The sequence below is a fragment of the Polaromonas sp. P3_C2 genome, assembly GCF_056402675.1.
Map to the genome: position 1 here is coordinate 1 of NZ_JBFUGX010000035.1, position 12976 is coordinate 12976.

Annotated in this window: 10 protein-coding genes and 1 other RNA gene; 9 read left to right on the top strand and 2 right to left on the bottom strand. The window is 64.0% G+C overall.

All coding sequences use genetic code 11. The features are described 5' to 3' along the window. The 9 genes from AC1DWI_RS03080 to AC1DWI_RS03120 all read left to right on the top strand — a co-directional run. Positions 1-3323: beta strand repeat-containing protein (locus tag AC1DWI_RS03080; protein ID WP_477724355.1), on the top strand; the 3323-nt coding region annotated here is incomplete at its 5' end. 64 nt (positions 3324-3387) lie between these two features. Next, on the top strand, positions 3388-4422 hold the full coding sequence (locus AC1DWI_RS03085) for an SPFH domain-containing protein (RefSeq protein WP_477670477.1): 1035 nt from the start codon (positions 3388-3390) through the stop codon (positions 4420-4422). Between the two features lie 44 nt (positions 4423-4466). Next, positions 4467-5984 (top strand): DUF4178 domain-containing protein, encoded by a 1518-nt coding sequence (locus AC1DWI_RS03090; RefSeq protein ID WP_477670478.1) that lies wholly within the window; start codon positions 4467-4469, stop codon positions 5982-5984. A gap of 48 nt (positions 5985-6032) precedes the next feature. Beyond that, complete coding sequence (locus AC1DWI_RS03095; RefSeq protein WP_007871890.1) at positions 6033-6254, top strand: DUF350 domain-containing protein; 222 nt, start codon at positions 6033-6035, stop codon at positions 6252-6254. A 53-nt stretch (positions 6255-6307) separates the two neighbouring features. Continuing rightward, positions 6308-6383: non-coding RNA, sX9 sRNA (locus AC1DWI_RS03100), on the top strand. A gap of 62 nt (positions 6384-6445) precedes the next feature. Next, complete coding sequence (locus AC1DWI_RS03105; protein ID WP_477670479.1) at positions 6446-7996, top strand: polyamine aminopropyltransferase; 1551 nt, start codon at positions 6446-6448, stop codon at positions 7994-7996. Then, positions 7975-9609 carry an FAD-dependent oxidoreductase gene (locus AC1DWI_RS03110; RefSeq protein ID WP_477724356.1) on the top strand — a complete coding sequence of 545 codons (1635 nt, stop codon included), beginning with the start codon at positions 7975-7977 and terminating at the stop codon, positions 9607-9609. The genes AC1DWI_RS03105 and AC1DWI_RS03110 overlap by 22 nt, the downstream gene beginning before the upstream one ends. Before the next feature lie 73 nt (positions 9610-9682). Then, positions 9683-10783 carry a hypothetical protein gene (locus AC1DWI_RS03115; protein WP_477697802.1) on the top strand — a complete coding sequence of 367 codons (1101 nt, stop codon included), beginning with the start codon at positions 9683-9685 and terminating at the stop codon, positions 10781-10783. 55 nt (positions 10784-10838) lie between these two features. Beyond that, the gene (locus AC1DWI_RS03120; RefSeq protein WP_477672179.1) at positions 10839-11300 is read left to right on the top strand and encodes a hypothetical protein; all 462 of its coding nucleotides are present in this window, start codon (positions 10839-10841) and stop codon (positions 11298-11300) included. 25 nt (positions 11301-11325) lie between these two features. Here the strand turns inward: AC1DWI_RS03120 and AC1DWI_RS03125 are convergent, their stop codons facing one another. Both AC1DWI_RS03125 and AC1DWI_RS03130 read right to left on the bottom strand, forming a co-directional pair. Beyond that, a complete protein-coding gene (locus AC1DWI_RS03125; RefSeq protein ID WP_477670483.1) occupies positions 11326-12729 on the bottom strand; it encodes an aminopeptidase P N-terminal domain-containing protein in 1404 nt (467 codons plus the stop codon). A 12-nt stretch (positions 12730-12741) separates the two neighbouring features. After that, the coding region (locus AC1DWI_RS03130) for a nucleotidyltransferase family protein (RefSeq protein WP_477724357.1) at positions 12742-12976 on the bottom strand (235 nt) is incomplete at its 5' end.

Below are 12976 nucleotides of genomic sequence, written 5' to 3' on the forward strand. Positions count from 1 at the left end.
CCACAGGGGCATTGACGCTGCAATCCGGCGGCAACATCACGCAGTCGGGCGCTGTGACGGCGGCCTCGCTGGCAGTGGCCGGCACGGGTGCAGGCTCGTTGAACCTTGGCACCCAAGCCAACAACATCGCCACCCTCAATGCCATCACGGCGGCGGGCGGCTTCACGCTGAATAACGGCAACAACAGCACAACGGTGGCTGGCAATATCAGCACCGTCAACAACGCTGTCGCCATAGACACCGGCACCGGCGCGTACACGCAGAACAACGTCGACGTGGTTGCCGGCAGCGGGCCCATCACGATCACGGCCGACACGGTCGCCATCGCCGCGAACACCGGCAACAACGCGCTGGCGACCAGTGGCGCATTGACGCTCAAGGCGAAAACCGCGAGCCGCACCATGTCACTGTCGGGCGCTTCGGGCTTTGACCTCACGGCCGCGGAAGTCAGCGCCTTCGCCACGGGTGCCACCGGCCCCATCATCATCGGCGATACGGCCAGCACTGGCGCCATGACCATAGGCGGCGCGGTCGGCCTGGCCGGCAAGACCCTGACGCTCAATGCCGGCTCCATCACCGATGTGGGTGTGCAAACCATCACCGCGCAGAACCTCACCCTCAATGCCAACGGCCAGATCGGCACCGACGCCAGCAACGGCATCGACGTGGCGGCCGGCAACCTGAGTGTCAACACCACCGGTAATGCCAACGCCTTCGTGCGCAGCACGGGCGCCGTCAACCTGGGTGTGGGCAGCACGGCCTCAAACGTCGGCAGCGGCACACTGAACCTGACAGCACTGGGCGCGGTCACCCAGACTGCAGGTACCGGCAACATCACGGCCGGCACGCTGCAGGTCAAAACGCTGGTCAACGCCGGCGGTGGCATCACGCTCAGCAACAGCGGCAACACCAACACCGCCATCAACCTGCAGGCCCGCAATGCCGCAGACTCGGCCAATGCGGCGGGGGCCATCCAGTACAGCAGCGCGGCCGGATTCGACGTGGCGGCCATTGCGACCACCGGCAATGCCACCCTTTCTGCAGGCGGTGCTGTCAGCCAGTCTGGCGCCATCGCGGCCTCGGGACTTGCGCTGACCGGCGCAGCCGGCGCCTACACCCTGGCAAACGCGGGCAATGCCGTCACCACGCTCGCCGCCAGCACCGGCAGCGTGGACTACAGGCAGGCCGGCGCACTGGTTGTGGGCACGGTCGGCGCGATAGCAGGCGTAACGGCTACCGGCGCGGTCAAAATTGAAACCACCGGCGCGGCGTCAAATCTCACGTTGAACAATGCCGTAAATTCTTCCGCCACCGGCGATGCCGTGGTCCTCAAGGCCGGTAGCGCCAATGCGGCCGGCGTCAGCACCGGCGGCCAGCTCATCAACAATGTGGGCGTGGGCGGCATCGTGGCCGCATCCGGCCGCTACCTGGTCTACAGCGGCGACCCCGGCACCACGCTTGAGGGCGTTGCTGGCTACAGCAAGCGCTACAACAGCGACGCCAGCTATGTACCGGCCGGCAGCGCAAATACTTTCCTCTACCGCGTCGCGCCGATCTTGACGGTTACGGCCGACAACAAGACCAAGGTGTATGGCGACACGAACCCCCTGCTGACCGGGGTGGTAAGCGGCCTGATCGACGGTGACACCATCGCCGGCCTGGGCGTGAACTACACCACCACAGCCGTTGACCGGACGGCCGTGGCGGCCGGACCGGTGGCCATCACTGCCGGCGTGGGCACCAACAGCGAAAACTACACCCTGGCCTTGACCAATGGCGCGCTGACCATCACGCCGCGCGCGTTGACGGTCGGCGCCACCGGCCAGAACCGTGTCTATGACGGCGGCGTTGCTGCCACCGTCACGCTGACCGACAACCGCCTCAGCGGCGATGTACTGACCGCCACGAATACCGCCGCGAGCTTTACCGACAAGAACGTCGGCACCGGCAAGACCGTGAACGTCAGCGGCATTGCCCTCACCGGCGCCGATGCGGGCAACTACAGTGCCAACACCACGGCAGCCACCACTGCCAACATCACGCAGCGCGCGCTCACGGTCGGCGCCACCGGCCAGAACCGTGTGTATGACGGCGGAACCGTTGCCACCGTGACGCTTGCCGACAACCGCATCGCGGGTGATGTGCTGACCGCCAGCAATACGGCCGCGAATTTCACCGACAAGAACGCGGGTATCGGCAAGACGGTCAACGTCACCGGAATCGCTCTCACCGGCACTGACGCCGGGAACTACACGGCCAACACCACGGCTGCCACCACGGCCGACATCACGCAGCGCGCTCTCACGGTCAGCGCCACGGGAACCAACAAGGTTTACGACGGCAACATGGCAGCCGGCGTTACCATGGCGGATAACCGCGTCGCCGGTGACGTGCTCACCACCAGCAACACGGCGGCCAGCTTTGGCGACAAGAACGTGGGCACCGGCAAGGCCGTCAGCGTCAGCGGCATCGGCATCACCGGCACCGATGCTGGCAATTACACGTTCAACACGACGACGGCGACCACGGCAAACATCACCCAGCGCGCGCTCACCGTGGGCGCCGCGGCCCAAAACAAGGTGTACGACGGCGGCACTGCCGCAACCGTGACACTGGCCGACAACCGGGTTGCCGGCGATGTACTCGCGGCCAGCAACACGTCGGCAAGCTTTGCCGACAAGAATGCAGGCGTGGGTAAAACCGTCAACGTCGGYGGCATTGCCATCACCGGCACCGATGCGGTCAACTACAGCGTCAACAGCACGGCCGCCACCACGGCCAGCATCACGCCGGCTTCGATTGCGAATGTCAGCGGCATCACCGCCGCGAACAAGGTGCAGGACGGCACCACATCAGCCACGCTGGCGACCGGCGGCGCGGCCTTTGCCGGCCGCATAGGCGCGGACGTGCTGACGGTGGGCGCCGCGACCGGCAACTTCGACACACCCGCCGTCGGCAACGGCAAGCCCGTCAGCATTACCGGTATCACCCTGTCAGGCGCCGACGCGGGCAACTACACCTTGCAGAATACGGCTGCCGTCACGACAGCCAATATCACGCCTGCCCCGGCCAGTACCGCGGAGCGTACCGGTGACGCGCGCATTGTGAACGGTACGGCGCTGCCAGTCCTGGAAGGCGATGAGCGCCGTCAGCAGTCCCTGCGCGCCGCCGGCATCAAGGATGCCGAAGGCGGCGTTGTGGCCGATGTGCCGACTTTCCGCCTGGCAGGGTTCCCTGATCCGCGCAGCGCCGGGTTGGTCCAACTGGACTGCACAGAGCAGGGCCGCGGCCTGAACTGCACTGGAGGCGGTCAGGGCCAGTAAATAACGTAAAAACTTCGTTATCGGCGGGTATCATGTGGCCGACAACCACTCAAGGGAGCGCGCTATGGCCTTAATGGACTTCATCAAGAAACAGTTCATCGACATCATCCAGTGGACCGAGGACGACGACGGCACACTGGCCTGGCGTTTTCCGATGGCCGACATGGAGATCCAGTACGGCGCCTCGCTCACCGTGCGCGAATCGCAAATGGCGGTCTTCGTCAACGAGGGCAAGATCGCCGACGTGTTCGGTCCCGGCATGTACAAGCTGACGACGCAGACCGTTCCGGTGCTGACCTACCTCAAGAACTGGGACAAGCTGTTCGAGTCTCCCTTCAAGAGCGACGTCTACTTCTTCAGCACCCGCCAGCAGATCGACCAGAAGTGGGGCACGCCCCAGCCCATCACCATTCGCGACAAGGACTTCGGTGCCGTCCGGCTGCGCGCCTTCGGCAACTACAACTTCCGTGTTGCCGACCCCAAGCTTTTCCACACCGAAATTTCAGGCACGCGTGACCGCTACACCACGGCCGACCTTGACGGGCAGCTGCGCGGCCTGGTGCTGCAGAACATTTCTGCCGCCATTGCAGCCAGCGACATTGCCTTCCTCGATCTGGCCGCGAACCAGCTCGTGTTTGCGCAGGCGCTGGCGGCGCAGCTCGTGCCCGAATTTGCCAAGCTAGGCCTGAAGCTCGAGGGCATGACGGTGCAGAACCTCTCGCTGCCCGAAGAGCTGCAAAAAATCCTCGACCAGAAAATCGGTATGGGCATGGTCGGCAACGACATGGGCAAGTTCATGCAGTACCAGACGGCGCAGGCCATCCCGAAATTCGCCGAAGGCGGCGGGGGCGGCAGCGGTATTGCCGGTGACGCCATGGGCCTGGGTGCCGGTGTGGCGCTGGGCCAGGTGCTGGCGCAAAACCTGCAGCAGGGCCTGCAGGGCGGCGCAGCCCAAGCGGCTTCCGCTGCAGCGGCGGCGGTCAAGCCCGACGATGTCATGGCCACGCTCGAGAAGCTGGGAGAACTCAAGGCCAAGGGCATCCTCACACAGGAAGAGTTCGACGCCAAGAAGGCCGAGTTGCTAAAAAAACTGGTCTGACACGGCCCCGGCCCCTTCACTGACCGACCTCGACCAGGCCCCACTTGGCATCCGAGCCCCAGCAACGCGCCTACCGCGCGCCGTGTCCCGGCTGCGGTGCGCCTGTTGAATTCCGCAGCGCGCAGTCCACCCATGCGGTGTGCGGCTATTGCCAGAGCACCGTCGTGCGTGACGGTGACACGCTGTCGCGCATCGGCAAGATGGCCGAACTGTTCAACGACTTCAGCCCGTTGCAGCTGCAAGCCTCCGGGGTCTGGCAGGGTCGCAACTTCACGCTCGTCGGCCGGCTGCAATACAAGTACGCCCAGGGAACCTGGACCGAGTGGTATGCCATTCTGGATGACGGCAGCGCGGCCTTCCTGAGTGAGGACAACGGCGCTTATGTGTTCAGCCGGCCCACCAGCCTGCAGCGCGCCGTACCGCCCGCAGAAAACTTTCGCATCGGCGCCACCACGGCGATCAATGCCAAGCCATTCAGTGTGGCCTCCAACGAGAGCGTTGTGCTGCTGTCCGCACAGGGCGAGCTGCCGCGCCTGCCGGCGCTGGGCATGCCCTTTGCCGTGGTTGAATTGCGCAGCACGGATGGCGATGTGCTCAGTGTTGACTACGGCACGGCATCCGGCGGCGGCGCGCCGGTGCTGTCGCTGGGCCGCTCGGTGTTGCTTGACGAACTGAAGCTGGCTGGCCTGAAGGACGAGTCTGCCAAGGAAGAAAGCGGGAGGCAGTTCAGCTGCCCCAACTGCGGAGCGACGGTGGCGGTTACGCTGGCTGCCAGCAAAAGCATCACCTGCAGTTCCTGCAACAGCCTCATCGACCTGAGCCAGGGCACAGGCGCCGCGCTTCAGCATGCGATCCAGGACGAACCGGTTGCCCCGCTGATCGCGCTGGGAAGCACGGGCCAGTTGCTGGGCACGCAATGGCAGGTCGTCGGGTTCCAGCACCGCATGGGGTACGAGCCCGACGATCCGGACGAGCACTTCGGCTGGGATGAATACCTGCTCTACAACCGCAAGCGCGGCTTTACCTTTCTGGTGGACGCCACCGACGGCTGGAGCGTGGTCAAGCCCCTGACCGGCGCGCCCACCTTCAAGACGGGTGGCGAAAGCGCCACCTACCTCAAGACCACCTACCGCCTGCAAAGCAGCTACCGCGCCGAGACCACATATGCCGCCGGCGAGTTCTACTGGCAGGTTCAGCGCGGGCAAAAAACCTTTAACCGCGATTTCGCCAGCGGCAGCGCGCTGCTGTCCCAGGAAGAGGCGCCGAACGAAGTCACCTGGTCCAGCGGCAGCAAGCTGGACGGCGGCCTGGTGGCCAGGGCTTTCAAGCTTGAAGGCAAGAAAGACCTCTTCAAGCGCGCGGATGCCAAGCCCCTGAGCAGTGCGTCGGGCATGGGTTGCGGCACCATTGTTGTGGTGGTGCTGGTGATACTGGTGGTTCTGTTGCTGGTCACGCGCTGCTCGCGCTGCGACCCGAATGTCGAGAACTGTTCTTCGTCCAGCAGCTCGCGCAGTTCAGGCGGTTCATTCGGTGGATTTTCCGGCGGAGGCGGCCATAAATGAAGCCAGCCCCTTTCTATTCAACCTGGCAGATTTTTTCTGGAGAACATCATGGGACTTGAATGGCTTAAACCCGCCGCATTCCTCGGCTCGATTTTGTTCGCGCTGATCGGCGTGATCATCTTCTGGCTGAGCTTTGTCATCATTGACAAAATGACGCCGTACGACCTGTGGCTGGAGATTGTCGAGAAGCAGAACGTGGCGCTGGCGCTGGTGGTTGCCGCGATGGCGCTGGGCATTTGCGTAATAGTAGCCGCCGCCATCCACGGATAGTTCCCGGCTACTGCGCGAACTGGGGGTGGCGTTGGCCGGTGCTCGGAATCCTCATGTACCCGCAGGTACATTCCGGTTCCTGCGCGCCGTCCGCCTTGCCCGCAGCTCGCTCGCTACGCCCTTGACGCCGTCGTGATACCGGCTCGCTTCGCATCGCAGTTCTGCATATCCCATCCATCGGCACCCTCGTTTTGAACACTAAACCCCCCTCCACCGTTGCCACACCGCGCCCTCTTGAAGTCGCGCTGCTGGCCAGCGTCTTTGTGGTCGCGGCGTGCGGGCTGGTGTATGAGCTGGCGGCAGGGGCTTTGGCTTCTTATCTGCTGGGCGATTCGGTGCTGCAGTTTTCCACCATCATCGGTAGCTATCTGTTTGCCATGGGTATTGGGTCCTGGTTGTCGCGGTTTTTCGAGCGGCAGTTGCCGGCCCATTTTTTGCGCATTGAATTGATGGTGGCGCTGGTGGGCGGTGCGCTGCCGGCCACGCTTTTTCTGGCGAATGCCTATGTGCCCGGTGCTTTCCGTTTCCTGCTGTACGCCATGGTGCTGCTGGTGGGCACGCTGGTGGGGCTGGAGATTCCGCTGGTCATGCGCATCCTGCGGCGCAACGTGGCGCTCAAGGAGCTGGTGTCGCAGGTGCTCACCTTCGACTACCTGGGCGCACTGGCCGTGTCGCTGGCATTTCCGCTGGTGCTGGTGCCGCACCTGGGCCTTATACGCACCGGCCTGCTGTTTGGCCTTATGAACGCGGCTGTCGCGGTGTGGGCGCTGTGGCTGTTCCGCCATGAGCTGCGGCACGTCAAGTCGCATGCCCTGGCTTGCCTGGGGGTCTTGTGCGTGCTGGGTGCCGGCTTTGTGGGCGCGAACCAGATCACCACACTGGCCGAAGACCATTTCTACCAGGACCGTGTCATCTTCACCGCCACCACGCCTTACCAGCGCATCGTGGTCACGAACGGCCGCGGCGGCCACCGCCTGTTCCTCAACGGCAACCTGCAGTTTGCCGAGCGCGACGAATACCGTTATCACGAAGCGCTGGTGCACCCGGTGATGAGCGCGCACGGCGCGCCGAAAAACATCGCGGTATTGGGCGGCGGCGACGGCATGGCGGTGCGCGAAGTCCTTAAATACCCCAGTGTGGAAAGCGTCACGCTGGTAGAGCTGGACCCGGCCATGACGCAGCTGTTCAGCCAGCAGCCGGCCTTGAAGCGCCTGAACGGCGACGCGCTGCTGTCACCCAAGGTACACATCGTGAATGCCGACGCCTTCCAGTGGCTGGACAAAAACGCCGGCATGTTCGACATCATCATCGTGGACTTCCCCGACCCGACCAATTTTTCCATCGGCAAGCTCTACACCAACTCGTTTTATGCGCTGCTCGACCAGCACCTTTCGGCCAGCGGCTATGCGGTCATCCAGACCACGTCTCCCCTGGTGGCGCGGCGCAGCTACTGGACGGTGGTGAGCACGCTGGAATCCGTCGGGCTCAAGGCCGCCCCCTATCACGCCAATGTGCCCAGTTTTGGCGAATGGGGTTTTGTGGTCGCCAGCCGACGGCCTTTCAGCCCCACGACGCAAAGCGGCGCCTTGCCCGCCGGCCTGCGTTTTCTGGACCCGCAGACCTTGCCCTTGCTGTTTGATTTCCCTGTGGACATGGCACGCGTGCCGGCGCCCGTCAACCGGCTCTCCAGCCAGGAACTGGTGCACAGTTACGAGCAGGAATGGGGCAAGGTGCTGCATTGAAGCGCCGGGATTTCCTGGCCGCCTCCGCACTTCCGCTGCTGGGCTGCAAGGAGGCCACGCATGTCGAAGGCGKTTTTGTGGGTGCGAACCATGAGCGCGGCCATCTGCTTCGGCCTGACGAGACCGGCAGAGCCCGTGCCTGGCCGGCCCCTTCCGTCACCCGGCGCACCCGCGTACTAATTGCCGGCGGCGGTGTCGCCGGCCTGGCGGCGGCGCGTGCGCTGCGCCTGCGCGGCATGCAGGACTTCGCGCTGCTGGAGCTGGAAGACCAGGCCGGTGGCAACAGCCGCGCAGGCGTGGTCAATGGCGTGCCTTGCCCGCTGGGCGCGCACTACCTGCCGGTGCCCGGGGATGCRGCGCGTGATGTGCAGGATTTGCTCGAAGAACTTTCACTGCGCCAGCGCGTGGCCGGCCGCTGGGTGTATGACGAACGCCATTTGTGCCACAGCCCGCAGGAGCGGCTGTTCATCAATGGCCAGTGGCAGGAAGGGCTGCTGCCCCTGCAGGATGCCGGTGCTGCCGTGCTGGCCGAGTACCGGCGCTTTGCGGTGCTGGTGCAGCAGACCTCGTCTGCAGCCGCATTCCCGATTCCTGTTGCCGGAGTGCCCTTGGCACCGCAACACCGCGCGCTGGATGCCGTGACGTTCAAGGCATGGCTGGACCAGCAGCAACTCACCAGTACGCCACTGCGCTGGTACCTCGACTATTGCTGCCGCGACGATTACGGCGCGGGCCTGGACACGGTATCGGCCTGGGCCGGCATCCATTACTTCGCCAGCCGGCATGGTTTTCAAGCGCCCGGCGACGCAGCTTCTGCGGAGCGCGAAGCGGGTGTGCTCACCTGGCCCGAGGGCAACGGCTGGCTTACCCGCCAATTGGCTGCACCACTCGGTGAACGCCTGTACGCCGGCCGCACCGTGGTTCGCGTGGCTGCGGGCCGTCATGGTGTAGAGGTCGATGCCTTCAATGCGGCGACCCAGACCGTCGAGCGCTGGCAGGCTGAGCAATGCATCCTGGCGATGCCGCTGTTTGTGGCGGCGCGTGTGGTGGAAAGCCCGCCGCCCGCATTGCGCGAAGCCGCCGGCCAGCTGCGTTACGCACCCTGGCTGGTGGCCAACCTGCACATCAAGGCCGCGCTGCACGACCGGCCCGGTGCCGCACCCAGCTGGGACAACGTCATCTACGGCGGGGACGCAGCAGGCAGCGTTGCGCAGGCAGGCCTGGGTTACGTCGACGCCATGCACCAGAGCCTGCAGGCCGTGCCCGGCGCCACGGTGCTCACGTATTACCGCGCCTTTGGCATTGAACCGGCGGGCCGCAAAGCCTTGTACGAGAAGCCCTGGACGCACTGGCGTGACAGCGTGCTGGCCGAGCTGTCGGCGCCGCATCCTGATCTGCCCGGCAAGGTCACGCGCATGGAAATCATGCGTTATGGCCATGCGATGAGCACGCCGGTGCCGGGTGTGCGCAACAGTGCGGCTTTGCGGGCGCTGCAAGGGCGTTTGCAGGCGCCTTGGCAGCGGCTGCATTTTGCGCACAGTGATTTATCGGGGTATTCGGTGTTTGAGGAGGCTTTTACGCAGGGGCATCACAGAGGGACTTCACTGGCCTGACCGCGTGTCGGCCAGATGGATGGAGGCCCTTGGACCGGATGGCAACTTGGCTTAGCATGAGAGCCAGCCAGGCGTGACCTGGTGGGAGGTATGGATGGAATTCGACCAGATGTTTGAAACCCTGGCCGCCTTGCCGGCCGCGGAGCAACGGCAGTGGGCGCTGGCCGTGCTGGGCGTTCTCGCCACCATGGCGCTGGTGCTCCTTGTTGAGCGCCGCTACTTCAAAAGAAGCCAGAGAACCGGCAGTTGGATCGCGTTGAGGCTGGCATCGGCGTTGTTGGCGCCGCTCACCTTTGCCGCCGTGGTGGTTCCGGCCCGGTCTGTATCGGGCATGGAAGCCCTTGCTGTTTTTTATGTAGCCCTTTTCACTGCCGTGCCGCTTTTATGGTTTGGCGGCCATCTGCTGGTGGGCCGCGGCTTGCGGCCCGCCTTGACGACCAGCGAATGCATGGTGCTCGCCATTGTGGGCATCGGCATCCTGGCGATTCCCGCCACCGCATTCATGGCCGCGCAATTTCCGATGGAAGATGCGGCGCGGCGCCTGGCAACCCAGCGGCAGAAAGCACCTGGCTCCACGCCGCTTGCGCATACGGCCGGCCCTCTCCGGCGTTTTACGGTGCCGGGGGCCGGCGAGGTTTACGCGCAGTCGTTGACCGCCCCGGTCGGCATCCGGCTGGAGCGGGTCGATGACAGACGCAACGGGCCCTGGTACGACACGCGGGGCACCACGCATCCGGTGTTCTGCAGACAGGGCGAGGATTTGCACTTGATGTGGTCAGCGAGCGAGCCGGCGCCGCAATTGCGCCTGCACTGGGTGCAAGCAGACGGCCGGCGTGTGAAGGGAGAGTTTTTTGCGGACCCTCGGACGGCGTCCGCAGACACCCCTGAGTTTTCAATCGCTTTTCGTCCCGACGGGTTTGACCCGGTGGCGCCGATTCCCCGCGTGCGCGCCTACCTGGGCATTCTTCAGCGGGATGGCACGATGTACACCAATATGCTCAATCCGTTGCAACCGGGGGAGACGTCGCAGAACGACTGCCTGATGCAGGGCTACCGTCGTGTGGGGTGGCCGGACGAGGGAGTGGTGCAGAAGGTCAGTATCACGTTTCAGTTGCCGATGGGCGCGCTACCCTTGCGGGGAGAACTTGTGCGGCCAGCCGTTGAGGCTAAGTAGGCAGGCCGGATAATCTCGTTGCGCCATGGCAAATGGCTAATCCAGAAGGAAACTCATGCCGGACTTTGTGGTTTACCGGGCAAGGCCCATGTCTTTGTTGTCGTGCGGTGTACTGGCAACGCTGCTTGCATCCTGTGCGGTCAACAAACAGGCGGCCGATACAGTGGTGCTGACGGGGCGCGTGGAAAAGGTCTATGACCCCTGCACCCAATCCCTGACCAATAACTTCACGGCCAATGTTGAGCAGCCACCCGGCATAGCGGCCATCGGCAGGGCAATGGAGCCTCTGCTCAAGCCAATCGACAAGGCCTTGGCACCGCGAGAGTGTCTTTTCTTGATACGCCAGACCAATACCGAGCAGCTCTTTTTTCGGACCAGTCAGAATTTTGCCGTTGGCAGTTGTGTGAAGGTCTACCTGACGGCCGAAAAAATGCGTGCCTGGAAAAGCATCAATCCCTTGATGACCAACACGTTGGTGGAACCAGGTTCGGCGATAGAGGCAAGCGATTGCCCCTGAGCGAAACGCTATTCCCAAAGCGCTCTTACCCCTTCATCAACGCCTCAATCTCATCCCCATCCACCGGCACACCCCGCGTCATCAGCTCACAGCCCTTGGCGGTCACCAGCGCATCGTCCTCAATCCGGATGCCGATGTTCCAGAACTCCTTGGGCACGTTCTTGCCGGGGCGTACATAAATACCGGGCTCGATGGTCAGCACCATGCCGGGCCGCAGGATGCGTGAGGGCTTGCGCATCACGGTCTGGCCCAGGGCGTCTTTTTCCTCGCGCGGCTTGCTGCCGGGCTCGGTGTAGTCGCCGCAGTCATGCACGTCCATGCCCATCCAGTGGCCCGTGCGGTGCATGTAAAACTGGCGGTAGGCGCCGGACTCGAGCACGTCGTCGACCTTGCCGTGCTTCTTTTTGTCGAGTAGGCCGGTGTCCAGCATGCCTTCCACCAGTACACGCGTCGCAGCATCGTGCGGATCTAAAAAGCGTTTGCCGGGCTTTGTCACTTTCACCGCGGCGACCTGCGCGGCCAGCACGATGTCGTACAGCGTGCGCTGGGCCGGCGTGAACTTGCCGTCTGCCGGGAAGGTGCGGGTGATGTCGCTGGCGTAGCCGTCCAGTTCGCAGCCGGCGTCGATCAGGCACAGCTGGCCGGGTTTGAGTTCCGTATCGCCGGCGCGGTAATGCAGGATGCAGGCGTTGGCGCCGGCCGCGACGATGCTGCCGTAAGCCGGAAACTGCGAACCATGGCGGCGGAACTCGTGCAGCAGTTCAGCTTCGAGGTGGTATTCACGCAGGCCGCCCTTCAGTTTCCCGTTGGCACCGTTGCGCAGCATCGCTGCCGAGGTCTGCATGGCGCGTACGTGGGCACCGGCTGAAATCTTGCCGGCGCGCTTGAGGATGGCGACTTCATGGCTGTCTTTGACCAGCCGCATTTCGTCGAGCAGCTTGCACAAATCGTGCTGGCTTTGCGGGCACTCGGCGCCGTAACGCACGCGGGCGCGCACCTTGTTCAACCAGCCGTCCACTTGGGTTTCCAGGCCCTTGTGTGTGGCAAATGGAAACCACACGGCGCTCTGGTTGCTCAGCAGCCCAGGCATTTTTTCTTCCAGCGCTTCCACACTGAAGGCGGCGTCCACACCCAGCGCGGCGGGCGCGGCCTTGGGGCCCAGGCGAATGCCGTCCCAGATCTCACGCTCCAGGTCCTTGGGCCGGCAAAACAGCGTGGTCTTGCCGCTGGCCTCAATCACCAGCCAGCTGTCGGGTTCGCTGAAGCCGGTCAGGTAATAAAAATAGCTGTCGTGGCGGTAGGGAAAGTCGCTGTCGCGGTTGCGCGGGTATTCGGGCGCGGTGGGCAGCAGGGCGATGCCGCCGCCGGCCGCCTTCAGGGCGCGGGCAATGGCAGCGCGGCGTTTTTCGTAGATCGTGGTGGTGCTCATATGCGTTCCGCTTCAGTTTGTGGTGGTTTGATTCAGCTCGTGCAGCCGCGCCGGTGTGCCGACATCGGTCCAGGCGCCTTCATACAGCTCGGCGCTCACGGCCTGATTGTCCATCGCCGTACGCAAAAGCGGTGCCAGCGGGGCTTTCAGGCCCTGGGGGTTGCCGAAGGGCAGGCTGTCGAACAACTCGCGCCGGTACAGGCCGATGGTGCTGTAGGTGAATTTGGGCTGCGGGTTGTCCTTGGGC